The organism is Kluyvera sp. 1366 (assembly GCF_054823405.1).
This window is the reverse complement of sequence record NZ_JBTRDW010000003.1, coordinates 20,827-46,967: the sequence shown is the minus strand read 5'-3', so window position 1 is coordinate 46,967 and position 26,141 is coordinate 20,827. Positions and strand designations below refer to the sequence as shown.

Here is a 26,141-nt window from a genome sequence, read left to right as displayed (position 1 = left end):
TTGTATGAAAAAGATCGTTTTGGTGATTAAAGATGCCTACTCGTATGCGGGCACGGAAAACATCTGCAACTTTATGTCTGAGTGCCTCGGCGAGCAGCATGAAGTCACCATTTACTCGCTGGAAGGCCATGGCAAAACCTTTTATCCGTTCGAACGGGTGAAAAAAATTGTCAGCTTTGAAGGCCACAGCAACCCAATTAAAAGCGCCGTTAGCAGCATTCATCAGGAAGGCTTCGACAGCGTATTCCTGATCAGCATGGGTCGCCTGAGCGTGATGTTTGCCTTCTGGAACCTGATGGCGCTGAAGAAGAAGCGCTTCAAGGCGTATGCCTGCGAACACATCGCGATTAACTCGTTCAGCAAGCCGATTAAGCTGCTGAAGTGGCTGATGCTGCGCTATTACGACCAGGTGATCGTCCTGACCGACAAAGATCATCAGGTGTTTAACCGCTGGAATATTGCCAGCCAGCAAATCCCCAATCCGGTGGTGTACAAAGCGTTTCAACGTCAAACGCGCAGCCGTCAGGCGCTGGCGGTGGGACGTCTTGATAACCAGAAAGGCTTCGACCTGCTGCTGGATATCTGGGCCGACTTCAGCAAGAAACATCCCGAGTGGAAACTGGTGATTGCCGGTGACGGCGAACTACGCCAGCAGCTACACGATCAGGCTGCGGCGTTAGGTATCACTAATAGCGTTAACTTTGTCGGCAAAGTCAGCAACATCAACGATTACTACCGCGAAAGCGACATGGCGCTGATGACGTCGCGCTATGAAGGCTTGCCGCTGGTGCTGCTGGAAGCCAAATCCTGGTCGCTGCCGGTGGTGGCGTACGATTGCCCAACCGGGCCGCAGGAGATCATCAACCACGGTGAAGATGGCTTCCTGGTGCCGATGAATGACAAAACCACCTTTATCAAGCGGATGGAGCAGCTCGCCAGTGATGATGGCCTGTTCTACGCCATGAGTGAAAAAACCAAAGAAACCGCGCTCAAGTTTGACGGTAATCAGATCAAGCAGAGCTGGCTCGCCCTTGTTTAGCGACAATTATCGTGCCTCGGGAATCCTTTTTGGCCGCACAACCACGGGAATTGAAGCATGAAAAGAAGAGAAGTCTTGCAGGCCGCAGCCTCCTCGATTGTTACTGCGCTCTCAGTGAGTGCGTTTTCCAGCTACGCCGCAAAAAGTGGTCAGCCAACGTTAAAATCCGTCGATCCTGCCAGCGTACCGGCAGGCGATGTGCCGATTCTGACGCCAGAAAACGTCTATACCATGCCGCCGCAGTTCTGGCAGAACTTCGAGGGCAAACTGTGGATCGGTAAAGCGGGCAGCGATGCCAGCCAGGCCGGCAACCAGATCCCGGTGTTTCTGCGCGATGCCAATGGCAAAGTGTCACAAATCAGCCAGCCGATTGCGCTGAACAAGGGCAACTTCGCCCAGTTCATTCACGACAATGCGGCGTTGATCGCCAATCCCGTGCACTCAATGGTGGTGGAGGACGATCAGGGCCATACACTGTTTTCTATCAGCGATGTCTCGCGCCCTAATCAAAGCAACTTCAGCCAGCGTCTGGCGCAGCCGAACGGCTACCAGCTGATTGGTGAAATCCCATCGGTTGAAGAGCTGCGCAAAACCCGTCCGCTGTTTGCCGGTGCCAAAATCAAGCTGAAAAGCTGGCACGAAGGGCTGGAAGTGGGCGGCGGCGAGTTTGTCGGCACCTTCGGTGATGGCAAAGATGATGGCGGCGTGAACTTCAGCGGCAACGGTTTTACCTGGCGTCGCGTGGTGGAAGATTTTAATCGCCTGACGCTGTTTGATTTCGGCGCGATCGCCGACGGCAAAACCGACACGGCACCGGCGATCAAAGCCATGTATCAATGGTCGATTGATGCCAGCCAGCAGATTTGCGTGCAATTCCCGGCCGGCACCTTCTTTGTCTCTGAATGTGATTTCGGTGACGAAGGACGTCGCTTCTTCCGCATTTCCGGCGCGATGGTCAACTTCGGTTACTTCCCGGCGACCACGCTGGTTTCCGACGGTCGCTCCGAATTCCTGTTCCAGGTAAATGCGCGCTGGACGGAAATCTCCAACCTGAATTTCAACGGCAATACCGACAAGCGTCCGAACAAACAGGGTTTGTTCCGCAATACCTGTCCGGGCGGCCAGTTCTTCCGTGGTGCCTGCTTGCGCTTCAATCAGGTGGGCGGCGTTTCGCTCAGCCTGCTGGATACGCTGGATTGCAAAATCGACCAGTGGTACGCCAACGCCTGTACCGGCGATGTGATTAAAGCCAGCTGGTCGGGTCAAAAGGCCGGTGCCTGGGATCACAGTACCGCGATTGAGCTCTCCAACTTCAACGCCCAGCACTGTAAAGGCGGCATGGTGTTGAATCTGCCGCGCTGCAGCCAATCCATCATCCACAACGGCTGGATTGAGCACAGCGATTTCCCTGGCGACATCTCGAACGGCCAGTGGATTGTCGATGCGCTGAGCATTGAGGATTGTAAGAACCCGCTCAACGCACGTAACTCGCGCCTTAATATGCGTCAGACCAATCTGCAGTCGGGCAGCTGGATTGATAACTCGCTGGAAGGCGAGCGCTGGCTGAACATCTGGGAAATGGGCTCAACGCGCGTTGAATCTTACGGCGTCGCCATTGATGGCAGTCTGAAATACAACTACATCACCTCGCGCTTCCGCCTGACCAATAATAGCGATCAGCAAACCTGGTTTGAACTCGGCAACTTCTACTCGCCAACGGTGGGCGATAGCTGGGAGATCGAGGTATTTGGTCAGTCACAGTTCAATAACGGCACCGCCAATCAGCCGCTGATGGATGTTATCAACGGCAAAGGTACCGGCGGCCGCGCGGTGATTCATCTGCAGCGCAAGAAAAACAAAGCGGAAGCCAGCTGGTCAGCGGAAGGTAGCTCGCCGGTGGTGGACGTACGTTTCGAACCGCGCACTGATACCGACACCAAAGTGTTCGTGAAGCTGGCGGGCTGGACGCCGACCACCGCCGTGCTGATCAAGAGTACCGCCAAGGATCGCTTCCTGACCGGTCGCTGCGCGCGCGTTGACGCCGTGATGGACAAAGGCGCGCCGGGCAGCGCAGCGCAACAGGCGCCGCAGCGTTTTAGCCTGCACAACGGCAAAGCCGGCATCGGCGGTAACGAGCAGGGCGATCTGCTGCTGGCCTCGCGTGCGCTGAAGCCGGAGCAGGTGGATACGCGCGAACCCAAAGGTTTCATTTCGGTAGTAATCAATGGCGAGCAGGTGGCTATGCCGTATTTCGCCGTGAAGTCATAACGCACACCGATCGTAGCGGCGCAATTTATTGCGCGATAAATCGCGCCGCAACGGAATGTGCATAGTTTGTAAGCAGTACTGAATAGAAATGCAATTAGCACCACTTTTTTGGGGTTTACTCCCATTGCAGTCCTTTGAATCAGAGTTCACTTTGCCAGTGCAGCTATTGGCGGCTTGTAAAAATTACAAAAATTTTTCCGGAGTTTTTTTATGAAGATTTTATTGGTAGGAAACCATACCTGTGGAAATCGTGGGGATGGCGCGATTTTACGTGGGCTGATTGATTCACTGAAATCCGCGCGTGCGGATTTGGATATCGATGTGATCAGCCGTTATCCAACAAGCTCTGGCTATTTACTGCAGCAGGATATCCAGCAGGATTCCCTGTTCCTGCACAACAGCAAGTCGGGCAAAGGGTTAGTGGGCAGCCTGAAACGCAAGGTGGCGAACCGCTTGATGCCGGACATCATGATGGCGCACCTTGGCAAAGGCGGCGTGTACAAATCCTTCTCGGTGCCACCGCATCTGGCGGCGTTCACCCAAAGCCTTGCGCAGTACGACGCGATTATTCAGGTTGGCGGCTCGTTCTTCGTCGATCTCTACGGCGTGACCCAATTCGACCACGCGCTTTGTGCGCTGATGGCGAAAAAGCCGCTGCATATGGTCGGTCACTCGGTCGGTCCGTTCGAGAACCCGCGCGTTAATGCGCTGGCGAACTTTGTCTTTGATCGCGTTGACAGCCTGGTGCTGCGCGAAGAGGTGAGCTACGACCGCCTGAAGCAAGATGGCGTGACCACCAGCAAAGTGAAGAAGGGTGTTGATACCGCGTTCCTGGTTGAAGCGCGTGAAGTGGCCAATCCAAGCCATAACCTGCTGCACTGGCAGGCGATTATCAGCGCACGCAAAACCATTGCGATTACCGTGCGTGAACTGGCGCCGTTCGACAAACGTCTCGGCGTCACGCAGAAAGAGTATGAAGCTGCCTTTGGCCGCGTGATTAATGCGATGATTGCCGAAGGTTATCAGGTGGTTGCCTTCTCTACCTGTACCGGTATTGATAGCTACGCCAAAGATGACCGCATGGTGGCGCTGACGTTGCGCGATCATGTCGAGCATCCCGAGCATTACCATGTCATCATGGACGAGTTCAACGACCTCGAACTCGGCATCCTCCTCAGCCATTGTCATCTGACCATTGGTACCCGCCTGCACTCCGCCATCATCTCCATGAACTTTGGTACGCCAGCCGTGGCCATCAACTACGAGCACAAGTCGCTCGGCGTGATGAAACAGCTTGGCCTGCCGCAGATGGCCACCGATGTGCAGAGCCTGATGGACGGTTCGCTCATTGATAAAGTGCAGACGGTGCTGGCCGACTACGACAACGTGAAACACAAAGTTGATACCGCGGTGGCGCAGGAGCGTGAGATTGGTAACCGCATTACAGCAGAAATTCTCAACGTCCTGGGGTGAAGTGATGAAGCTGACCTTTTTCACCATGCGTTTTCCTGTTGCCTCTGAGACCTTTGTGCTCAATCAGGTGACGCATTTCATCGATGCAGGCTACGACGTGGAGATTATCTCCGTGTTTCCGGGCGATATGATTAATCGCCACGCCGCGTTCGATGACTACAATTTGGCAGCGAAAACCCACTATTTACTGCCGGAAGAGAAAGTATCCAACCTTGATAAGCTGACGCAGCGTATCGGGTTGATACTGCCGAAAATCACCAAAGGCGCGTTGCTCAAGTCGCTGAATGTGCGTCGCTACGGCGCACAGGCCAGCAAACTGCTGCTGCCGGCGATTGTCGCCAACACTAAACAGCCTTACACCGCCGATGTGTTTCTGGTGCACTTCGGCTATGCCGGCGCACTGGCTAACAAGCTGCGCGAACTCGGCGTGCTGAAAGGCAAGCAGGCGACGGTGTTCCACGGCGCGGATATTTCGCGTCGTCACATTCTGGAAGAGCACAAGCTCGACTACGTCAACCTGTTCAAACAGAGCGAACTGATGCTGCCTATCAGCCACTTGTGGGAGAACAAGCTGATTGAGATGGGTTGTCCGCGCGCCAAGGTGCATGTCACGCGTATGGGTATCGAGCCGGAGAAGTTTAACTTCCGTCCGCGCGAGGCGTTCCATCAACCGCTGCGCATCGTCTCAGTGGCGCGTCTGACCGAGAAGAAAGGGTTGGATGTGGCGGTGAAAGCCAGCGAAATCCTGCGCAATAATGGCGGCCAGTTCCAGTTCACCATCATCGGTAACGGCGAGCAGGATGGCATGATGCGCGAGCACATCGCGCGCGCTGGATTGCAGGATTACGTCACCATGCCGGGCTTCAAGCCGCAGGATGAAATTCGTCAGGCGCTGAACGAGGCGGACATCTTCCTGCTGCCGTCTAAAACCGCCGCAGATGGCGATATGGAAGGCATTCCGGTGGCGCTGATGGAAGCGATGGCGGTTGGCTTGCCGGTGGTGTCGACCTATCACAGCGGCATTCCTGAGCTGATTGAGAATGACGTCAGCGGATGGCTGGTGGCCGAAAACGATCCTGACGAGCTGGCAGCGACGTTGCTGCGCCTGTCGCGTGGCGACGTGGATGTGGCACCGGTGGTCGCCGCTGCGCGGCAGAAAGTCGAAACTGAGTTCAATCAGCACATCGCTTACGGTGAGCTGGCGAAAATTCTGGAGCGCATGGTGTGAGCGGATTAAAAAAACAGGCCGTTTGGCTGTTTGGTAGTACCTGTTTTGCCGCATTGCTCCAGGTGTTACAGCTCGCCGTGCTGGCGCGCAAACTGGAAACGCACGAGCTGGGTTTACTGGCGATCATCAATGCGATTCTGGCGGTGGCGACCGTGCTGCAGGATATGGGCATGAGCAGCTATATCGTGCATCGCCAGGATATTAATCGCCGTGAGCAGAGCACCATTTACTGGGTGAACGTGTCGCTCAGTTTCTGCACCGGCTTAATTATGCTGGCGATTGCCTATCCGGTGGCGTGGTTCTATCACTTGCCGGAGCTGGTGGGCCTGATCATGCTCACCAGCCTCAACTTCCTGGTGCTGGGACATCTGTCGCAGTATCAGGCGCACTATGTGAAAACCAAACGCATGGTAACGCTGGCGAAGATTGAGATGGCCACCAAGCTGTTTGCGTTCCTGTGTACCGTGGCGATGCTGTATTACACCTCGCTTACCGTGGCCGCGGCGATTCTTGGTCTGTTCATCAACGCCTTCACGCGCATTCTTTGCATGATCTACTTCGGCGAGAAATCCTGGCGTCCGACCTGGGAGTTCGACGGCAAAACCTTCGTCAGCGCCGTGCGTTATGGCGTATATCAGCTTGGTTCGCAGACCATCAATCAGCTGCGTACCCAGGCCGATGCGCTGATCGTCGGTAAAGTGATGGGTGCGGAGATGCTGGGGATTTACTCGCTGGCAAAAGAGCTCATTCTGCAACCGCTGAAGCTGGTTTCGCCGGTGATTAACCGCCTGGCATTGCCGCGCTTCGCTGAGAAGCAGCACGATCCAGAGCAGCTGAAAAAGCTGTTCCTGAAAGGCACTTTCGTCATCATGCTGTTCAGTAGCGCGATGTATCTGGCGATTGGCATTCTTTCCCCGGTCATTGTGCGCGTGCTGTACGGCGCTTCACATGAGCAGGTTTACCATCTGATTCCGCTGATGCTGCTGTTTGGCATGCTGCGTCCGATGGGCGGCTTAACAGGCGCGATTTCGCAGGCCAACGGCCGCACCAATGTTGAGTTCTACTGGAACATTGTGGCGAGCCTGGTGGTGGTTGCGGTGCTGGCGACAACCTACATCTGGCCGAACGTGCTGTATGTGGCGCTGACGCTGTCGATCTCGCAGGTGCTGATTTCGGCCTTTGCCCATCCGTTCTTCATCAAGCCGGTGATTGGCATCCGCTTTATGCCGTATGCACGTCAGTGGGTTTCGGTGTCGGTGGTGTTTGTTGCGCTGATGATGCTGGTAAACCACTTCAACCTGTTCGTGATGCCGGAATGGTTTGAGGGCTGGCTGTAGACATCAACATCCAACCCGCGTGATGAATCGCGCCGCTACAGATGACTCAATGTTTACACGGTCCGTAGCGGCGCCATTTATGGCGCATTATCAACTCAGCTTTCAGTCAATCTCTGGTGTCGTCATCTCAAATCCTTTCACGATTTTTCAGCGGTTTAGCGCATCGGTTCCTCATTGGCATTTCGGCGTTTTTACCGGCCAAATTGGCGAATTTTGATGGTGTGACAGAGAGTTAGTGCCGGTTTTTCAGATAAAGATTATACTTGCTCGACCGGCCGATCCTGCATAATCGACCCCACGTATTCACTTCATGAAATGGAATAAATATGACCAAGCTTAAAGCAGTAATCCCCGTTGCGGGTCTCGGTATGCATATGCTTCCTGCGACGAAAGCCATTCCGAAAGAGATGCTGCCAATTGTCGACAAACCAATGATTCAATACATTGTTGACGAATGCGTCGCGGCTGGCATCAAGGAGATTGTGCTGGTCACCCATGCTTCCAAAAATGCAGTGGAAAACCACTTCGATACCACTTACGAGCTGGAAGCGCTGCTTGAAGCGCGCGTTAAACGTCAGCTGCTGAGCGAAGTGCAGTCAATCTGTCCGCCGGGCGTGACCATCATGAACGTGCGTCAGGCCAACCCGTTAGGCTTGGGCCACTCTGTGCTGTGCGCGCGTCCAATGATTGGCGACAACCCATTTGTGGTGGTGCTGCCAGACGTGCTGCTTGATGACTCCACCGCTGACCACCTGCGTTATAACCTTGCCTCGATGGTTGCTCGCTTCGAAGATACTGGCCACAGCCAGGTGCTGGCGAAACACATGCCGGGCGAAGATCTCACTGAATATGGCGTGCTGACCACCGAAGAGCCGATTGATAACCCAGGCGATATCAGCACCATCACCAGCTTTGTTGAGAAGCCAGAAGCGGGTTCTACCGACTCTGACCTGACTGCAGTTGGCCGTTATGTGCTCTCTGCGGATATCTGGGAAGAGCTGGAGCGCACTGAGCCGGGCGCATGGGGCCGCATTCAGCTGACCGATGCTATCGCCTCTCTGAGCAAGAAGAAGCCAGTTGATGTGCAGCTGCTGACCGGTACCAGCTACGACTGCGGTCGTAAACTCGGTTATATGCAGGCATTCGTCTCTTACGGCTTGCGTAACAACGATCAGGGCCGCGATTTCCGCGAATCTATTCAGAAAATCCTGGCGAAATAAGCTTTCTCATTCTCTACCGCGCCTTTAGCGCGGTTTAAAGGAGTACACATGGCTATTTTGGTAACGGGCGGAGCGGGATACATCGGCTCCCATACGGTGCTGGCGCTGTTAGAGCGCGGCGACGACGTTGTGGTCCTGGATAACCTTTGCAATGCTTCCCGCGAAGCCATTAACCGCGTGGAAAAGCTCTCAGGCAAAAAAGCGGTGTTCGTCGAAGGCGATATCCGCGATCGCGCCTGCCTGCGTGACCTGTTTGCCACTAACGATATCAGCGCTGTGATTCACTTCGCCGCACTGAAAGCCGTTGGTGAATCCACGCGCATGCCGCTGGAATACTACGAAAACAACGTGGCTGGCACCGTGGTGCTGCTGGAAGAGATGCGCGCGGCTGGCGTGTGGAACTTCATCTTCAGCTCATCGGCGACCGTTTATGGCGCCGATGCACCGGTTCCTTACGTGGAAACCACGCCAATTGGCGGTACCACCAGCCCGTACGGTACCTCGAAGCTGATGATCGAATTCGTGATGCGCGATTTCGCTAAAGCCGATCCGAATTTCAAAGCCATCGCGCTGCGCTACTTCAACCCGGTTGGCGCGCATGAGTCTGGCGAAATCGGTGAAGATCCCACCGGCATTCCTAACAACCTGCTGCCGTACATCGCGCAGGTGGCGATTGGCCGTCTTGAGAAGCTGGGCGTGTTTGGCGATGATTACGACACGCCAGATGGCACCGCACAGCGCGACTACATTCACGTTGTCGACCTGGCAGAAGGGCACTTAAAAGCGCTGGACCACTTAGCCAAAGTTGAAGGCTACAAAGCTTACAACCTCGGTGGCGGCGTAGGCTTCTCCGTGCTGGAGATGATCAAGGCGTTTGAGAAAGCGTCCGGTAAGCCGATTCCGTTCGAGTTCAAGCCACGTCGTGACGGCGATTTGCCAGCGTTCTGGGCGGATGCAAGTCTCGCAAATACTGATTTGGACTGGCGTGTGACGCGCGGGATTGATGCCATGATGCGTGATACGTGGAACTGGCAGTCGAAGAATCCGAATGGATTCCGCTAGTTATACTGTTTATAGCTCAAAGCCTGTCTACGGACAGGCTTTTTTGCTTTATAAATCATGGAGTTTTACAGGCTTTTAAGTAGTTATCGGAAATGATAACATTCTGCGCTTATCAAAAAGTGCGGATGGTCATTATAAAATTTAAGTTATGTGTTTAGCTTGTTATCGGAAATAGCAGCACGAACTTTCGAAACATGGATTGATTAGTAGTGTACTGGTAGCTATAGAGCCAGGGGCGGTAGCGTCTGCAGAACTAATCATCGAACATTAAATAATCATTAGCGTAAGCTTAAAATTAGAGCGTAAAGTATGAAGTTTAGTTTGGGATATCTCATTGATTTAATAACAGTAATCACTGAGAAGGAACTTAAAGTTCGCTATAAAAGCAGTTTTCTAGGTTATTTATGGTCAATAGCTAATCCACTTCTCTTTGCCATGATTTACTACTTTATCTTCAAGTTAATCATGCGAGTCCAAATCCCGAATTACACAATCTTTATTATCACAGGATTGTTTCCCTGGCAGTGGTTTGCAAGCACAACCTCTAACTCGCTGTTTTCGTTCATAGCTAATGCACAAATAATAAAGAAAACGGTTTTTCCAAGATCAGTTATTCCTTTCAGTAATGTCATGATGGAGTGCTTGCATTTCCTATGTACCATTCCTGTTATCATTGTGTTCCTTTTGATATATGACATGACGCCTCATTGGAATTGGATCTATGGCATCCCATTGATTGGTATTGCACAATTAATTTTCTCTTATGGTATTGCTCTTTTCCTTTCAACATTAAATCTCTTCTTCCGTGATTTAGAAAGGTTTATTACATTGGGTATTATGCTGCTGTTCTATTGCACGCCGATACTTTATGCCAGTGATATGATACCTGAAAAATATCAATGGTTAATAACCTATAATCCTCTCGCAGATATGGTTTTAAGCTGGAGAGAATTATTCATGAATGGTTATGTTGATTATGAAAAAATTCTTTCACTTTATGGTATGGGAATCGTGACGCTTACCATTGGTGCATGGGTTTTCAACAAATTAAAATACCGTTTCGCAGAGATTTTATAATGGAAGTCGCAATTGAATTTAAAGCGGTAACTAAAAGTTATCCCTTATATCATCATATTGGCTCAGGAATTAAAGAGCTGATTTTTAACCCCAAAAGAGCATTAACCCTTTTATCAGGTAGAAGCTATCTGGCTATTGAGGATATCAACTTCACAGTTAATAAAGGGGAATCTGTTGCTTTGATAGGCAGAAATGGTGCTGGTAAAAGCACTTCATTAGGTTTGGTTGCTGGAGTAATTAAGCCTACTGCAGGGAGTGTCATCACCAAAGGCCGAGTCGCTTCGATGCTAGAATTGGGAGGCGGCTTTCATCCTGAACTCACTGGTAGAGAAAATATTAGATTAAATGCAACTCTACTCGGCTTGAGACGTAAGCAATTAAATGAACGAATTGATAAGATTATTGAATTTTCTGAGCTTGGTGAATTTATTGATGAACCGATTCGTGTTTATTCAAGCGGCATGTTAGCAAAACTGGGTTTCTCGGTTATTACTCAAGTCGATCCGGATATTTTAATTATTGATGAGGTTTTAGCTGTAGGTGATTATGCGTTTCAAAAGAAGTGCATTGAGACCATTAACAAATTTAAAGAGAAAGGCGTAACGATACTATTTGTTAGTCATAATTTAACCGATATTGAAAAGATTTGTGACAGAGTTATATGGATTGAGAACCACCGATTAAAGGCGAGTGGCAATGCGGGTGTAATTTTAGAACAATATCGATCTTCAATGTAAGGAAACAATGAATGAACGTTACAAATGAAAAAGTTAAAATATATACCAGCCACCATAAGCCTAGCGCCTTTTTATCATCAAGTGTGATAAAACCAATACATGTAGGAAAAGCTAATAGCTATAATGATATTTGCTGTTTAGGTGATAATACTGGAGAAAATATTTCTTTTAAGAATCCATTTTATTGCGAACTTACAGCTCAATATTGGGTATGGAAAAATGATCTCTCATCAGATTATGTCGGCTTTATGCACTACAGGAGGCATTTAAATTTTTCATCAGATCAAAGTTTTGATGAAGATGTTTGGGGTGTAATTAATGAAGACGTTATATCTCCTGAATATGAAAAAAAGTTTGGATTAGATGAAAGCAGCATCATTAGTGCAATAGCCGATTATGATATCTTGTTGCCTAAAAAATGGAGTGTAAAGCAGGCGGGGAGTAAGAATAATTATGAACATTATAAAATATCTCAGCATCTACATATTGAAGATTACCAGTCAGCAATAGACAGCTTATTGTATCTATATCCTGAATATGCTGCAGCGGTAAAAGAATTCAATACTGCTCACGATGGATATTATACGAATATGTTCGTTATGAAATCTGAATTATTCAGAGAATATTCAGAGTGGTTATTTTGGATATTAGGTAATCTTGAAAATCATTTTGCGCTGAAAAATTATGATACACAAGAAAGAAGAGTTATAGGGCATATCTCCGAAAGGCTGTTTAATATTTATTTGATTCATAAAGAAAAAACCACTGGGTTAAATAAAAAAGAAATTCAAAGAACTTTTGTTAAAAATGAAACATTTAACGGGAAGTTAAAACAGAGTTTTGAATTAAAAAATATCCCTATTGTCATTTGTTTTGATGATAATTACTCATTAAGTGGTGGAGCACTAATAAACTCCATAGTAAAAAATAGCAATGAAAAGGATAATTACGATATTGTTGTACTAGAAAATGGCGTTTCGGCAAGAAATAAGTCGCGTTTAATTTCGCTGTTAAAAAATAAAAGTAACTTTACATTACGCTTCTTTGATGTTAATGCATTTAGTGAAATGAAAAGTGTTTATACGCGCGCGCATTTTAGCGCTGCGACCTATGCCAGATTATTTATTCCTTCTTTATTTTCTAATTTTGAAAAAGTCCTGTTTATCGATGCTGATACTATAGTTGAAAGTGACGTTGCAGAATTAGTTCATATTGATCTGAATAATAATCTTATAGCAGCTGTTAAAGATATTGTCATGGAAGGTTTTGTAAAGTTTGGCGCTATTGCTCATTCTGAAGAAGGTAAAAACGAAACAGCAAAAGAATATTTAAATAATGTTCTGTCAATGAAGGATACAGAGCGTTACTTTCAGGCTGGCTTAATACTTTTCAATATTGCGCAAATGAATATTGAAAATACATACACTAAGTTAATGGCGACTATGAAATCCAGATCGTTTTGGTTCTTAGACCAAGACATTATGAATAAGGTATTTTACGACCGAGTGCATTATCTGCCATTTGAGTGGAATGTATATCATGGTAATGGCAATACAGATGATTTCTTCCCAAATCTTAAATTTGCATCATACATGGAGTTTTTGGCTTCCAGAAGAAAACCAAAAATGATTCATTTTGCAGGTGAAAACAAGCCATGGGATGCTCCTCATGTCGATTTCTTTGATAACTTCATGTCTTATATCGATGGAACGCCTTGGCAACTAGAAGTTATTAACCGCTTGAACGGAAAGGTTAACGTAATTGCGAATAACACAGGCAGTAACAAAATATTATTCCAGACAAAAGTAAAACGCAAATTGATGCCATATTTAAATCGTTATGCTCCAGTTGGTAGTAAGCGTCGGCAGCATATCGCAAAAACTTATTATAAATTTCGTCGGATGATTTTAGGTTAATTTATATGAAAAAGAATGTATTAATTGTAGGTGCTGGCTTTTCAGGTGCAGTGATTGGGCGTGAACTAGCAGAGGACGGGCACAATGTACGAATCATTGATTCTCGTGCCCATATCGCTGGAAATTGCTATAGCGAGCGAGACGAAAAAACTAATGTAATGATTCATACCTATGGGCCTCATATATTTCATACCGATAATGAAGAAGTCTGGAATTATATCAGTTCGCATTGCGAGATGATGCCATACGTAAATAGAGTTAAAGCAACTGTAAATGGACAGGTTTTCTCTTTACCGATCAACTTACACACGATCAATCAGTTTTTTAAAACTACATGTAATCCTGAAGAAGCTAAAAAGCTCATTGAATCAAAGGGTGATGCAACAATCCTTGATCCTAAAACATTCGAAGATCAAGCGTTAAGATTTGTTGGTAAAGAATTATATGAGTCATTCTTTAAGGGCTATACCATTAAACAATGGGGTATGGAGCCAAAAGAATTGCCAGCTTCTATCTTAAAAAGGCTCCCGATACGCTTTAATTATGATGACAACTATTTCAATCATAAGTATCAAGGCATGCCAAAAGAGGGTTATACCCCAATTGTTGAATCGATTCTAAATCACGAAAATATTACTGTTGAATTGAACACTGATTATAACCCTCAAGAAAAAGAAAATTATGACCATGTGTTTTATAGTGGTCAGTTGGATGGATACTTCGGTTATAGTTTAGGGCGCTTAGGATACAGAACTTTAGACTTTGATAAATTCACTGCCGAAGGTGATTATCAAGGTTGTGCCGTAATGAATTACTGTGAGGTTGATGTACCCTATACCAGGATCACTGAACATAAATATTTTGCCCCATGGGAAAAGCATGATTCAACTGTATGTTATAAAGAGTTTAGTCGCTCTTGTACTGAGAATGACATTCCTTATTATCCAATTAGACAAATGGGTGAAATGTCATTGCTTCAAAAGTATCTAGATCAAGCAGAATCAGAAAGTAACATTACATTTATTGGTCGTCTTGGAACTTATCGTTACCTCGATATGGATGTGACAATAGCCGAGGCATTGTCAGTGGTACGTTCATATCGTCAGGCACTATTAGATAATCAAAAAATGCCATCATTTGTGGTTAATCCGAGATGAAAATTACTGCGTTGATTGTCACTTACAATCGACTTGAAAAGTTAAAAAAATGTGTAGCGGCCGCGAGGCTGCTATCTTTTCACCAGATTGTTATAGTAAACAATGCATCAACTGATGATACGCAGTGTTGGCTAGAGTCCATTGACGAACCTAATATAAATATATTAAATAGTGATACCAATGATGGTGGCGCTGGGGGATTCTATAAAGGAGCTAAATGGATTTCTGAAAATTGTATTACAGATTGGGTTCTTTTCTTTGATGATGACGCATATCCAGATATAGAATTGCTCAACAATTTTGCGTTGACCGATAAGACTGACGTAGATGCTATAGCAACAAAAGTCGTAGATAAACAAGGCATTCGTTGCAAGATGAATATACCGTGGATTAAATTTCCGAATACGATAAGAGATGTTAATAAATATCGTGCCGAACCTAATTTATTTACTGCAATTGGCGAAGAATGTTGTAGCATAATTTCTTTTTCATTTGTAGGGGTTTTTATTAACTCAAACGTTCTCAGGAATACTTACCAAAATATAGATAAACGCCTATTTATCTACTTTGATGATGTATACTATTCATGGTTTTTAGTCAGGCAGGGATATAAAATAAAATACGAACCCACACTTAGCTTCATACATGACATAGCTGACAGGCAAACAGTGATGAGTCCGGGGAAAATATATTATCTTGTCAGGAATCTTATTTGGTCTGTGCACATATTTGGAAAGAAGAAGCCATTTGGATATACTTCCATTCTAATTAGGATATTTAGTTATTTATTACAAACAATTCATTCAGAAAGTAAGTTGAAATATTTTAAAGCAATTATAAGGGGGGTATGGGATGGGGCTTTGAATAAAAGTAAAATATCTAAAGATGGTGTCATTAAATGAAAAAATTATGTTTCTATATAAATTCTGATTGGTATTTTAGTTTGCACTGGAAGGAACGAGCGGTAGCTGCTATCAATAATGGCTATCAAGTTCACGTAATATGCAATTTTTCAAGTGATGATGAAAGACGCTCATTAGAATTGTTAGGACTAATCACACATAATTCCAATATGTCTGAGCAATCATTAAATCCGTTTTTTTTAATGAAGGATGTCTATCGCTCTTGTAAAATACTTAAAAAAATTAGCCCTGATATTATTCACTGTATCACAATCAAAGCATGCATCATTGGCGGCTTATATTCAAAAATATATAATAAAAATTTAGTTCTAAGTTTTGTTGGGTTAGGTAGAGTCTTTTCTTCAGAAGTTATTATTTACAAGCTTCTAGAGAAAATAGTAACTAAGCTTTACGCATGGATTTCTAAGAAAAAAAATGTTTTCTTCATATTTGAACATGAAAATGACAGATGTGAAATAGTTAATAGAACTGGTATTGATATCAATAAGACTTTTGTAATAAATGGTGCGGGTGTCAATCTATCAGATTTTAATTATGTTGAGGAAGATGATAGAGAAATTCCAGTGGTGCTGTTTGCAGGTCGTCTCATATGGAGTAAAGGTTTAAAAGACCTTATTGATGCAAAGATTGCTCTCCGCGAGCAGGGCGTGGATTTTGTATTAGATGTGGCTGGTTTTATAGTTAAAAATGACCCAGATTCAATCCCGCAAAGTTTAATTGAAGATTGGTCGTGTAAAGGCATTATTAGATGGTTGGGTAAATCAAATAATGTGAGTGAATTAATAAAAAAATCAAATATTATAGCGTTACCTTCTGTTTATGCGGAGGGCGTTCCAAGAATTCTAATTGAGGCAGCAGCTATAGGTAGAGCTACAATAGCTTACGATACCGGAGGCTGTGGCAGCATTATTGAAAATAATGAAACTGGATACTTAATTGAGAAAAGTAACTTTCCAGAGTTACTTGATAAATTACAAGTTTTGCTAGTTGATATTGAGCTGAGAAAAGAATTTGGCAAAAGAGCAAGTATAAAAGCTGTAGATGGTTTCTCTTCAAAGAAAGTAATTGAAACCACGCTGGGGATTTATAAGAATTTAATAGCTAATTAGTAAGTTCATAATTGGCAGAAGATATTATTTATATTAGTGTTTGATGTTTTTTGTAAGTGATTATGATGATGATTTAATAATGATTTACCAATTCATTTGCTTCTATTACAGCTTCCTCCACCTAAACTATAGTTTAGCTTTGAGTGCTTGCGATTTTTAATTGTTTAAAGTTACCCGTATCATGATGTAAGATATTTCAGTTAACATCTAATGAACAGTTTATATACGGTTTACAAACAGACAGGAGTAGATAAATGTCAAAGCAGCAAATCGGTGTTGTAGGTATGGCAGTTATGGGGCGCAATTTGGCTCTTAACATTGAGAGCCGCGGTTACACTGTTTCTATCTTCAACCGTTCACGTGAAAAGACTGATGAAGTCATCGCTGAGAACCAGGGTAAAAAACTTGCGCCTTTCTATACTGTAGAAGAGTTTGTTCAATCGCTGGAAAAACCACGTCGAATCCTTCTGATGGTACAAGCAGGTGAGGCAACTGATAAAACTATCGCTTCCCTGACTCCTCATTTGGAAAAGGGCGATATCCTGATCGATGGTGGTAACACCTTCTATAAAGACACCATTCGTCGTAATAAAGAGCTGTCCGATCAAGGCTTCAATTTTATTGGTACTGGTGTTTCTGGCGGTGAAGAGGGTGCACTGAAAGGCCCATCCATCATGCCTGGTGGCCAGAAAGAAGCGTACGAGCTGGTTGCACCGATCCTGGACAAGATTGCAGCACGTGCGGAAGATGGCGAAGCCTGTGTGGCTTACATCGGGCCAAATGGCGCAGGCCACTATGTGAAGATGGTGCATAACGGCATCGAATACGGCGACATGCAGTTGATTGCAGAAGCCTACGCATTGCTGAAAGGTGCATTGGGCCTGAATAATGAAGAGCTGGCTGAAACCTTTACTGAGTGGAACAACGGTGAGCTGAGCAGCTATCTGATCGACATCACTAAAGATATTTTCACTAAGAAAGATGAAGACGGTAAATATCTGGTTGATGTCATTCTGGATGAAGCAGCTAACAAAGGTACCGGTAAATGGACTAGCCAGAGCTCATTGGATCTGGGCGAGCCACTGTCATTAATCACCGAATCAGTGTTTGCACGCTATTTGTCTTCTCTGAAAACTCAGCGTGTTGCAGCTTCCAAAGTACTCAGTGGCCCGCAGGCGAAAGCCTTTACCGGAGATAAAGCTGAGTTCGTAGAAAAAGTGCGTCGTGCATTGTACCTGGGCAAAATCGTCTCATATGCTCAGGGCTTCTCTCAACTGCGTGCTGCTTCTGAAGAAAACAATTGGGATCTGCATTACGGCGAGATTGCTAAGATTTTCCGCGCTGGTTGCATCATCCGTGCTCAATTCCTGCAGAAAATTACCGATGCATATGCGAATGATGCAGGTATCGCTAACCTGCTGTTGGATCCTTACTTCAAGAATATTGCCGATGAGTACCAGCAGGCGCTGCGTGATGTAGTATCTTACGCTATTCAGAACGGTATTCCGACGCCGACTTTCTCTGCTGCTATTGCATACTATGATAGCTATCGTTCAGAAGTTCTGCCGGCGAATCTGATTCAGGCTCAACGTGATTACTTTGGTGCGCATACTTACAAGCGTATCGATAAAGAAGGCGTGTTTCATACTGAATGGCTTTAATAATAAGGATTAATTGAAGTTTTAATCAAACTAAGCCTCTGCTAGAGGCTTTTTTTTTGGAAGTCAATGTGTTTAGATAATGAATAAAATTAAGTGCTGCTTTAAATTTTTTATTTCATCTGATTTTTTAATCCTTGGTGGCTCATGAATAAAATTAAGTATCTTGAAGGTTTAAGAGGTGTTTGTTGTTTTATTGTTATTCTCGATCATTGCATTAATGAATTTAAACCAGATATAAGATTCACTGGATTAAGTGAAATTGGTGGGTTGATACGAAAGCTAGTTGCTTTAACTCCAATTAATATAATTTATAGTGGGATCGCACCGGTCTGCATATTTTTTATTTTAAGTGGATTTGTTCTTTCCATAAAATTCAATCGCTCTGGTAATCAAAAAGATATTACAGCTGGAGTAATAAAAAGATACCCTAGATTGATTTTTCCAATCGTGTGCTCAATGATTTTTATGTATTTATCTTTTAAATTGCTGAGGGTTTACACTGGTCATGACATAAACTTGCATTTCATTCACGCTTTGAGTGAAGCTTTATATTATGCCCCTTTCGAACATGTGCAGTTAAAGAATTATGCTCTTTGGACTATATCCTTTGAAATATATGGTTCATTGATTGTATTTTGCATGTTGGCACTTTTCGGTCAATATAAATATAAGATGTTTTTTTATATTATAACTTTTGTATTTTTACTTTTTAACTCATCTTTCTATTGCTTGTTTGTAATTGGTATGATTTTCAGCAATCTTTATGTAAGGGAACTATTTAAATTAAATTCTGTAACTAGATTTATTGCGTTTATCTTTGGACTGATACTGGTCACTTCACCTTATCAGCGTGAGGGTGTAGATGTATATGGAGGTATGTATTCTTATCTTAAATTGTTTAATGCTTCAAAATATACTGACCTTTATCAGACCATGATGTTGATTGGTAGTATTTTAATATTTGCATCAATTCTTAATTCTGAGCTTTCAATTAAAGTTTTAAATAAAAAAATTGCACAATTTCTTGGGAGAATTTCGTTTCCTCTATACATCATTCACACAACTATTCTTTCAATAATTAGCTATTTTATACATGTTTACTTTCATGAAATAACAATTTTTATTTTCTTATTAAGTGTTTTTGTTGCCATACCAATTTGTTTACTGTTTTCATCGTTATTTGAACGTTATGTTGATATTCCATCAATTAATTTAGCAAATAGCATAGCAAAGAAATTTAATTAAATAAATTACTGTTTTGGGGTTGGGGATGAGTAATCAACTTGTAAAGATATCAATAATAATTCCTGCATATAATGCTAGCAGCTATATTATTGACACTCTTGATTCTATATATAAATCAATTTCTAATTCTTTTGAAATTATCATAGTTGATGATAAATCACAAGATAGAACGTTGGACGTTATATCTGATTTTTCCAAGAATAAGAATAACTTGAGGGTTATCGAAAAAGATATTAATGAAGGACCAGGTGTTGCACGTGATTTGGGTTTAAAATATGCACAAGGAGAATACACTCTTTTCTTTGATAGTGATGATTTAATGCTGAAGAATGCTATAGACGAAATTGTTAATTATATGGATATTCATGATTTAGATGTCTCTATAGGAAAGTATAATATCCTCTATGGACCTGAAAAGGAAAATATTGCGATGTGGGAAAAGGACAGGGAAATATATAACTATATTCATAATAATTTAGGTAAAATATTAGATCCAAAAATTTATCCAAAACTGCTTACTTTAATTAATTACCCATGGACGAAAATATGTAAGACTCAATATCTAATTAAAAATAATGTAACATTTGGGAGTCTTCGCCTTCATGAAGATATTCTTCCTCACTGGACCATTTTGATGAATTCAAATAAAATTCATATTTCTGAAAAAGTAATTTGCAATTACATTTTGGATCCAAGCGGAAATAACATGACAAATAATTCTTCTGGTCTTAGGATTCAATGCCTAAATGCTATTCAGCAACTTTATGATTTAATTAAAAGCAATGATGTATATAAGCCATTTGAATCCGTTTTTTGGTATTTTTCAGCGGATGTTATAGGTTGGGCTTATGGAATAATAAGTGATGAATATAAGAAAAAATTTCATGAAACTGCAAGGGATATCTTTTTAAATATAAGTTTTGAGCAATTACAGAAGATTTATCATTTAAATGAATATTTTTATAACAATATTTGTGAGTTTATAATCAATAAAGAAGGTATTTAAAATGAACCCTAAAATTTCAATAATCGTAACATCTTATAATATTGAGTCTTTTATAGGTGAGTGTCTGAATAATATTGTAAATCAGACAATAAAAGACATCGAAATTATTGTCGTTGACGACGGTTCAACTGATAAAACGCAAGATGTAATAAATGAATATGCTGCCAAAGATTCTCGAATAATTCCTATTCTGAATACTCAAAATTCGCCAGGGGGAGTTGCAACGCCAGCTAATATAGGTATAGATATGGCTAAGGGTGACTTTATAGGTTTTGCTGATGGTGATGATCTTTATGACGTAAGTATGTTCGAAAAATTATATAACAGCGCACTCAAAAATAATGCTGATATAGCGCTATGTAATTTTCAGGAGTTCGAATCAGAATCAGGTGTAAAAAATGAACCATATGAACCTTCTTGGTCTAAAGTTGCTCTGAATGATTCATTGGATATTTCTAATCCTGATAATAAAAAGATAATACTGGAGTTATTGCCTGTACCGTGGAGAAAAATTTATAATCGTAAAATGCTGTCTTCCAAATCACTACATTTTCCTGTAGGTCCATTTTTCTTTGAAGACAATGGGTTTCATTGGATGACAACGTTAAATTCAAATAAAGTTGCTTTCGTAAATGAAGTATTATGCTTACACAGAAGAAATCGCGTTGGGCAAACAATGTCCTCTGGCGGGGAGCGTTTATTAGGCGTTTTCCATCAACATTCTGTAATTTATGAATATTTATCTGAAGAAAATATTTTAAACGACTATAGAGAATATGCTCTTAATTGGTTGTGTGGGCATGTATCCTGGATTCAGCAAGTATTAGCTTCTAGCTATGCGAAAGAGTTTTACGATGCTTTAATCCCTCACTTTTCTAAATATACTAAAAGTGAAGTGCAGGATTACTTCCTGAATAGATTTTATGATCGTAAGTCTGTTGAACTTATTATAGCCGTTATTAGTAAAGATCAAAAAAAGTTTGTCAAGGTCATGAACGGCGCACTTTCAGAAAAAATGAATGAGAAAGTCAAATTTAACTATCACAAGCTGGGGCTACGAAGATTTACTTCGATGTCTATCCGTCACTTGAAGTACAAAATTTGTTCTTATCGCCATAAAATTGCTGGGCGTAAATACATTAGTTCACAAGCTAATGTTTCTTTAGAGATTTCGGAAAAATTAGATTTGGTCCTTGATAAAATTCATGAAGTTAATTCAAGGCTTGATCACATTGAAGTATCACAAAATAAGCTTTTTATGGATATTCATCATGGTTTCCATAAGAATGAGCACAACATCAAAAGTCTAGAAAAAATTGTAGAGACAGGCTTTATTCTTTCAGAGAGAAATTTGAAGTAATTTTATAAGTGCTGCACTCATGAAAGGAGATGTAGTGCAGTTTACTTTTAAACTTTATCTGATTGCTAGCTTCTGGTTGTTTTGTTACTACTATATATTTGAAATCAAAGGCTGAAGAAATAGATGAATATTGCTAATGATGTTTATGTAACAGTTATAATGCCCATCTATAATGCAGAAAATTATTTTCAAAGCACTTTTACCAATGTTCATAATCAGACACTGGAAAATATAGAATTTATATTGGTTAATGATAACTCATCTGATAATACACAAACTTTAATTCAAAATTATGCGAATTTAGATGAAAGAATTCGAGTTATAAATAATTCAGAAAATCTTGGCGCAGGAGCTTGTCGTAATAAAGCCTTAGAGACTGCAAGAGGTGAGTATGTGATTTTTTTGGATGATGATGATTATGTCAGTGAACATCTGCTTTCAACTCTCTATAAAGAAGCTAAATTAAGAAATACAGATATTTTAGTGTATGGATCAAATTTCGTTAATTATCAGACGAAAAAGATTATTGAAACTCCTTGGACTATAAGGCATGATCTTCTTCCTCAAAAACAAGTTTTTTCTGCAGATGATATTTCTAAAGATTTTTATCGTACTTTCATTTGGTGGCCATGGGATAAGTTTTTCAAAAAAGAATTTATAAAAAAAACAGGTATATTATTTCAGGAGATAAGGACGAGTAACGATTTATTATTCACTTCTGCTCAGATGATGTTAGCAGAACGAATTAGCATTATTAAAGATGTCATGATACATCATACAGTCTCAAGAAATGATTCTTTAGAAAATACAAGAGAAAAATCGGCTCATTGTGCTCTAGAGGCTCTCACTGAAGTAAACAATTTTCTTTCATCGAACGACTTATATGAAAAAAGAAAACATGATTTTATGAATTATGCTGTTTTTTTCATTGAGTGGAATGTTAATACTTTATCTGGAGAAGCTTTCTATGAATTTTACAATGATGCAAAATTTTTCTTACAAAAATTAAAGGGTGACGACACTGTATTTTATGAAGATGTCACGAAAGAGGCTTTTGAAAGGATTGTTTTATTTGATGCTGATTCATATTTATTCAATTTAAAAAATAGATTGTTGCATGAAGTACAGAATTTAAAAGATAAAGTATCTGTTCAGCAAGGATTTATCGATTCTAATGATGAATTTCTAAGTGAATCAAAAAAATCCAAGGATAACCTTTCATGTGAATTAGCAAAACTAAAAATGTTTTTTAACGAGGTTAGTGGGCATCTGTCCAGTTTAAATAAAGAACTCTTTATAACCTCCAATGAATTTATTAGTTCAAATTATAAAGGAAATCTTTGTAATGAAATTGATATATGTGCCCCTACAAATCAACTTTTGAACGAACAAACAATGACGCTTGAAGAATCTCATTATTTAAACAGAAAACTTTACGACTCATGTGTCAGAGAGATAGAATTTTTGAAAAAAGAAGCATTATTAAACAAAAATCTTATCGAGTCATTTAACAAAGCTAATAACAAAGCTAATGGTTGATTACTTCATGGTTCTTAAATAATACTAAAATTGTAAGAGAATTGATATTATATCATATTTTAAAGGCCAAATGTAGACCATGGCCTTTATTTATTGATTTCTTTAATACCTTTTAATCGTTTAAGTCAATTAATATACCAACAGCTCCCCCCGTCTCCCAGCATTCTCCCCAGCCAACCGCACCACCAACATCCCCGCCGTCACAAACTTGGTCAAATTCCTCGCATACAACACGCCACCAAACTCCGCCACCAGCGGCATCACCTGGTCAGTGATCGGATCAACAACCTCAGCCACCACTTCCCCAGCCTTAATCCACTCGCCCAAATTACGTCTGTAAAACACTAATCCAGATTGAGCTGCATGAATATACTCACATCCCGCCAGCGCCGTCGCCGGATGAATCAGGGCAGGGGACTCAACCACTTCACCGGCAATATAACCGCCTTCAATCAGTGCATTGATAATCGCGTCGGCATCTTTCTCCGCCATCTCAGGCGATACATCCGCCACACCGCGCAGTTCCAGCGTCACCGGCAGCAAGCCGCGCGGCATCGGATACTCATCACCAAAACGCTCTGCCAATGTTAGCCACGGCTCACAGCAAGCCTCATCAAACGGTTCACCGCCAGATATCTGCGCCAGCAACTGCACCTCACTGCCTAACCAACGCGCCAACGGTTCAATATCCGGCCATGCGTGCGGCGTGGTGTAGAGGTGCGGCAGCGCATCCCAGTCACAATGCAGATCAATCATCAAATCGGCCTGGCTCGCCATACGCATCAACGTAAAGCGCTGGGCATCCAGTTCGGTGCGGGCAATGCGGTCACGATAATGGCGATCAATCGCTTCCCTGATCAGGCGTTTGTTTTCGTATTCACTTTGCGTCAGTGAGCCGGCGAGTTCCTCAACCAAGGCTTCACCCAATGCCGGGAAGCGGCGGTTAAAGTCTTGTCCTGATAACGTATGGAAACGCCCCAAATGGCTCCCATGCCAATGCTGTCCCATGGCTAAAGGATTCGCCACCGGCACCAATGTGATTTTGGATTTGAGTTGTCCGGCAGATTCCAGCGCCAGCAGTTTCTGTTTCAAGTACCACGCCACCGCCATGCCCGGCAGTTCATCGCCGTGCAGCGCAGCCTGAATGTAGACGCGTTGCTGTGAATCCGTACCGAAGTGGAAGCTAACAATTTCGCGTTGCGTTCCCAGCGAGGCGCTTAATAGAGGATGATGTTGTTGTTGCATAACGCTATCGATGTCCTTTATTCGTGGCACGCTTTCAGCGACGCCAGATGCATTTTCTGATGGAATTATAGTGCTGAGTGCAAAAAGGGCGGCAAAAAAGCCGCCCAAAAGATTACTGCTGGATGGAGATGTCCGTCGCGAAGTACTGTTTCCGAATTTTATCGAAAGTGCCGTTCTTCTTCAGTTCGGCAAACGCGTTATCCAGTGCGGTTTTCAGTTCGGTGTCGCCTTTACGCAGACCAATCGCGGTGCCCGGACCGATAATCGGATCCTGTACAATCGGGCCGGCCAGTTCGAAATCTTTGCCCTGCGGATGTTTCAGGAAGCCATTGGCGGCTTGAGCGGCATCTGTAAACACCACGTTAAGTCGACCCGAAATCAGGTCGCTTTCTACCTGCGCCTGATCGCCATAAGGCACAACCTGCACGCCATGCGGCTGCCATTTGGCCAACGCATAACGCTCCTGCACGGTGCCTTGTTCAACGCCCACGGTTTTGCCTTTCAGCGATTCAGCAGTTGGCAGCAAGCCAGATCCTTTACGCGCAATCAGCTGCGTATGGGTGTCGTAGAGCGGCACGGTGAAATCAATCTGCTTCAAACGTTCTTCGGTGATGCCCATATCCGACAAGATGGCGTCGAACTTACGCGCTTTCAGCGCCGGGATCATGCCATCGAACTGGCTCTCCACCCACACGCATTTTGCCTGCATCTGCTGGCACAGCGCATTGCCGAGATCGATATCAAAACCGACCAGTTTGCCCTGTGGCGTTTTGGATTCGAAAGGAGGATAGGTGGGATCCACTGCGAAACGCACCTGATCAATTTTTGCCTGTGCGCCAAACGCGCAACCTGCCAGCACAGCCAGCGCCAGCGTGTGACGCAGGCAGGCGGTTAAACGAGAACTTGCCATAATATCGGTCTTCTTTTGATGTGATCTTGAGTCAGAAAGAGGACCGCTCAGGGCCTGGCAAGGCAATTAGAGGATTATTTTCATCACGTTACCATTATGCAGCGCCTGATAATCCGCTACATTCAGCACCACCGATTGCTCCAGCAATCCGGCATTGAAAGCGATTTCGTCATAGCGTTCAAACAGCAGCGGATCGACCACCAGCTGTAAATCAGGATGGAAGCTAAACGGCGGAATAGCCCCGAATACGCAGCCGGTCAGCGTATCTACTTCCGCAGGCGAGGCCAGCGAAGCACGGCGACCGCCAACCGCTGCCGCAACCTTACTGAGATCCGCTTGCTGATCGGCAGGCAACACTGCCAGCACATGTTGCTTGATGCCGTTGCCTTTTACATGACACACCAGCGCTTTCGCGCCTTGCCCAACTTCAGTTCCGCGAATCGCCGCCACCGCTTCGCACTTGCCGGTCGCTTCATGCTCCATCACGCGATAGCGCGCCTGATGTTGGTCGAGCAGGGCGATCAGTTTTTCATGGGTGGTCATGGCGTTCTCCATTATCTAAACGTGGGTTTTGAGCAGTAAGCTGCTCAAAACTAGCCAGAAAAGCCAATTTTGAGCAGCATGTTGCA

21 protein-coding genes are annotated in these 26,141 nt (G+C 43.7%); 18 read left to right on the top strand and 3 right to left on the bottom strand.

Annotated elements, in window-relative coordinates:
* The first annotated feature begins 4 nt into the window (after window positions 1-4).
* The 18 genes from ACVLVH_RS07070 to ACVLVH_RS06985 all read left to right on the top strand — a co-directional run bounded on the left by ACVLVH_RS07070 (window position 5) and on the right by ACVLVH_RS06985 (window position 23,357).
* A complete protein-coding gene (locus ACVLVH_RS07070; RefSeq protein ID WP_101763369.1) occupies window positions 5-1,039 on the top strand; it encodes a glycosyltransferase in 1,035 nt (344 codons plus the stop codon).
* A gap of 57 nt (window positions 1,040-1,096) precedes the next feature.
* Entirely contained in the window at window positions 1,097-3,307 is a 2,211-nt protein-coding gene (locus ACVLVH_RS07065; protein WP_498949094.1) for a phage tailspike protein, read from the top strand.
* Window positions 3,308-3,517: 210 nt separating this feature from the next.
* Window positions 3,518-4,780: a colanic acid biosynthesis pyruvyl transferase WcaK gene (gene wcaK / locus ACVLVH_RS07060; RefSeq protein ID WP_101763371.1), complete on the top strand. Its 1,263-nt coding sequence runs from the start codon at window positions 3,518-3,520 to the stop codon at window positions 4,778-4,780.
* Window positions 4,781-4,784: 4 nt separating this feature from the next.
* Window positions 4,785-6,008 carry a glycosyltransferase gene (locus ACVLVH_RS07055; RefSeq protein ID WP_192411955.1) on the top strand — a complete coding sequence of 408 codons (1,224 nt, stop codon included), beginning with the start codon at window positions 4,785-4,787 and terminating at the stop codon, window positions 6,006-6,008.
* Window positions 6,005-7,345 (top strand): MOP flippase family protein, encoded by a 1,341-nt coding sequence (locus ACVLVH_RS07050; protein WP_008104858.1) that lies wholly within the window; start codon window positions 6,005-6,007, stop codon window positions 7,343-7,345. Before ACVLVH_RS07055 ends, ACVLVH_RS07050 begins: the two co-directional genes overlap by 4 nt.
* Before the next feature lie 326 nt (window positions 7,346-7,671).
* Complete coding sequence (gene galF, locus ACVLVH_RS07045; RefSeq protein WP_101763372.1) at window positions 7,672-8,565, top strand: UTP--glucose-1-phosphate uridylyltransferase GalF; 894 nt, start codon at window positions 7,672-7,674, stop codon at window positions 8,563-8,565.
* Window positions 8,566-8,613: 48 nt separating this feature from the next.
* Window positions 8,614-9,627: a UDP-glucose 4-epimerase GalE gene (galE, locus tag ACVLVH_RS07040; protein WP_498949091.1), complete on the top strand. Its 1,014-nt coding sequence runs from the start codon at window positions 8,614-8,616 to the stop codon at window positions 9,625-9,627.
* Window positions 9,628-9,936: 309 nt separating this feature from the next.
* Window positions 9,937-10,704 (top strand): ABC transporter permease, encoded by a 768-nt coding sequence (locus ACVLVH_RS07035; protein ID WP_498949090.1) that lies wholly within the window; start codon window positions 9,937-9,939, stop codon window positions 10,702-10,704.
* Window positions 10,704-11,441 (top strand): ABC transporter ATP-binding protein, encoded by a 738-nt coding sequence (locus ACVLVH_RS07030; protein WP_222212085.1) that lies wholly within the window; start codon window positions 10,704-10,706, stop codon window positions 11,439-11,441. Before ACVLVH_RS07035 ends, ACVLVH_RS07030 begins: the two co-directional genes overlap by 1 nt.
* Window positions 11,442-11,452: 11 nt before the next feature.
* The gene (locus ACVLVH_RS07025; RefSeq protein WP_498949088.1) at window positions 11,453-13,357 is read left to right on the top strand and encodes a DUF4422 domain-containing protein; all 1,905 of its coding nucleotides are present in this window, start codon (window positions 11,453-11,455) and stop codon (window positions 13,355-13,357) included.
* Between the two features lie 5 nt (window positions 13,358-13,362).
* Window positions 13,363-14,514, top strand: coding sequence for a UDP-galactopyranose mutase (gene glf / locus ACVLVH_RS07020; protein WP_498949087.1), 1,152 nt, complete (start codon window positions 13,363-13,365; stop codon window positions 14,512-14,514).
* Window positions 14,511-15,416 (top strand): glycosyltransferase, encoded by a 906-nt coding sequence (locus ACVLVH_RS07015; protein ID WP_498949086.1) that lies wholly within the window; start codon window positions 14,511-14,513, stop codon window positions 15,414-15,416. The genes glf and ACVLVH_RS07015 overlap by 4 nt, the downstream gene beginning before the upstream one ends.
* The gene (locus tag ACVLVH_RS07010) at window positions 15,413-16,546 is read left to right on the top strand and encodes a glycosyltransferase family 4 protein (RefSeq protein ID WP_498949084.1); all 1,134 of its coding nucleotides are present in this window, start codon (window positions 15,413-15,415) and stop codon (window positions 16,544-16,546) included. The genes ACVLVH_RS07015 and ACVLVH_RS07010 overlap by 4 nt, the downstream gene beginning before the upstream one ends.
* Before the next feature lie 254 nt (window positions 16,547-16,800).
* Complete coding sequence (gene gnd / locus ACVLVH_RS07005) at window positions 16,801-18,207, top strand: NADP-dependent phosphogluconate dehydrogenase (RefSeq protein ID WP_498949082.1); 1,407 nt, start codon at window positions 16,801-16,803, stop codon at window positions 18,205-18,207.
* Window positions 18,208-18,351: 144 nt separating this feature from the next.
* Window positions 18,352-19,452 carry an acyltransferase family protein gene (locus ACVLVH_RS07000; RefSeq protein ID WP_498949081.1) on the top strand — a complete coding sequence of 367 codons (1,101 nt, stop codon included), beginning with the start codon at window positions 18,352-18,354 and terminating at the stop codon, window positions 19,450-19,452.
* Window positions 19,453-19,477: 25 nt separating this feature from the next.
* A complete protein-coding gene (locus ACVLVH_RS06995; protein WP_498949079.1) occupies window positions 19,478-20,458 on the top strand; it encodes a glycosyltransferase family 2 protein in 981 nt (326 codons plus the stop codon).
* Window position 20,459: 1 nt separating this feature from the next.
* A complete protein-coding gene (locus ACVLVH_RS06990; protein WP_498949077.1) occupies window positions 20,460-21,818 on the top strand; it encodes a glycosyltransferase family 2 protein in 1,359 nt (452 codons plus the stop codon).
* Window positions 21,819-21,941: 123 nt separating this feature from the next.
* Window positions 21,942-23,357 (top strand): glycosyltransferase family 2 protein, encoded by a 1,416-nt coding sequence (locus ACVLVH_RS06985; RefSeq protein ID WP_498949076.1) that lies wholly within the window; start codon window positions 21,942-21,944, stop codon window positions 23,355-23,357.
* Between the two features lie 129 nt (window positions 23,358-23,486).
* Here ACVLVH_RS06985 and ACVLVH_RS06980 read toward each other — a convergent pair whose 3' ends face one another.
* The 3 genes from ACVLVH_RS06980 to ACVLVH_RS06970 all read right to left on the bottom strand — a co-directional run bounded on the left by ACVLVH_RS06980 (window position 23,487) and on the right by ACVLVH_RS06970 (window position 26,055).
* Window positions 23,487-24,602, bottom strand: a complete 1,116-nt coding sequence (locus ACVLVH_RS06980; RefSeq protein WP_498949075.1) for a succinylglutamate desuccinylase/aspartoacylase family protein — start codon at window positions 24,600-24,602, stop codon at window positions 23,487-23,489.
* Between the two features lie 112 nt (window positions 24,603-24,714).
* Window positions 24,715-25,512: an ABC transporter substrate-binding protein gene (locus ACVLVH_RS06975; RefSeq protein ID WP_498949073.1), complete on the bottom strand. Its 798-nt coding sequence runs from the start codon at window positions 25,510-25,512 to the stop codon at window positions 24,715-24,717.
* Between the two features lie 66 nt (window positions 25,513-25,578).
* Window positions 25,579-26,055 (bottom strand): YbaK/prolyl-tRNA synthetase associated domain-containing protein, encoded by a 477-nt coding sequence (locus ACVLVH_RS06970; protein WP_061717713.1) that lies wholly within the window; start codon window positions 26,053-26,055, stop codon window positions 25,579-25,581.
* Window positions 26,056-26,141 lie beyond the last annotated feature (86 nt).

Excerpts from the sequence above, each read along its gene's own strand:
- ACVLVH_RS07030 (WP_222212085.1), top strand. The coding sequence starts at position 10,704 with ATGGAAGTCGCAATTGAATTTAAAGCGGTAACTAAAAGTTATCCCTTA.
- wcaK (WP_101763371.1), top strand. The coding sequence starts at position 3,518 with ATGAAGATTTTATTGGTAGGAAACCATACCTGTGGAAATCGTGGGGAT.
- ACVLVH_RS07010 (WP_498949084.1), top strand. The coding sequence starts at position 15,413 with ATGAAAAAATTATGTTTCTATATAAATTCTGATTGGTATTTTAGTTTG.
- ACVLVH_RS07055 (WP_192411955.1), top strand. The coding sequence starts at position 4,785 with ATGAAGCTGACCTTTTTCACCATGCGTTTTCCTGTTGCCTCTGAGACC.
- ACVLVH_RS07065 (WP_498949094.1), top strand. The coding sequence starts at position 1,097 with ATGAAAAGAAGAGAAGTCTTGCAGGCCGCAGCCTCCTCGATTGTTACT.
- ACVLVH_RS06985 (WP_498949076.1), top strand. The coding sequence starts at position 21,942 with ATGAATATTGCTAATGATGTTTATGTAACAGTTATAATGCCCATCTAT.
- ACVLVH_RS07035 (WP_498949090.1), top strand. The coding sequence starts at position 9,937 with ATGAAGTTTAGTTTGGGATATCTCATTGATTTAATAACAGTAATCACT.
- ACVLVH_RS06980 (WP_498949075.1), bottom strand. The coding sequence starts at position 24,602 with ATGCAACAACAACATCATCCTCTATTAAGCGCCTCGCTGGGAACGCAA.
- ACVLVH_RS06990 (WP_498949077.1), top strand. The coding sequence starts at position 20,460 with ATGAACCCTAAAATTTCAATAATCGTAACATCTTATAATATTGAGTCT.
- galE (WP_498949091.1), top strand. The coding sequence starts at position 8,614 with ATGGCTATTTTGGTAACGGGCGGAGCGGGATACATCGGCTCCCATACG.
- ACVLVH_RS07070 (WP_101763369.1), top strand. The coding sequence starts at position 5 with ATGAAAAAGATCGTTTTGGTGATTAAAGATGCCTACTCGTATGCGGGC.
- gnd (WP_498949082.1), top strand. The coding sequence starts at position 16,801 with ATGTCAAAGCAGCAAATCGGTGTTGTAGGTATGGCAGTTATGGGGCGC.
- ACVLVH_RS06975 (WP_498949073.1), bottom strand. The coding sequence starts at position 25,512 with ATGGCAAGTTCTCGTTTAACCGCCTGCCTGCGTCACACGCTGGCGCTG.
- ACVLVH_RS06970 (WP_061717713.1), bottom strand. The coding sequence starts at position 26,055 with ATGACCACCCATGAAAAACTGATCGCCCTGCTCGACCAACATCAGGCG.
- galF (WP_101763372.1), top strand. The coding sequence starts at position 7,672 with ATGACCAAGCTTAAAGCAGTAATCCCCGTTGCGGGTCTCGGTATGCAT.
- glf (WP_498949087.1), top strand. The coding sequence starts at position 13,363 with ATGAAAAAGAATGTATTAATTGTAGGTGCTGGCTTTTCAGGTGCAGTG.
- ACVLVH_RS07015 (WP_498949086.1), top strand. The coding sequence starts at position 14,511 with ATGAAAATTACTGCGTTGATTGTCACTTACAATCGACTTGAAAAGTTA.
- ACVLVH_RS06995 (WP_498949079.1), top strand. The coding sequence starts at position 19,478 with ATGAGTAATCAACTTGTAAAGATATCAATAATAATTCCTGCATATAAT.
- ACVLVH_RS07000 (WP_498949081.1), top strand. The coding sequence starts at position 18,352 with ATGAATAAAATTAAGTATCTTGAAGGTTTAAGAGGTGTTTGTTGTTTT.
- ACVLVH_RS07025 (WP_498949088.1), top strand. The coding sequence starts at position 11,453 with ATGAACGTTACAAATGAAAAAGTTAAAATATATACCAGCCACCATAAG.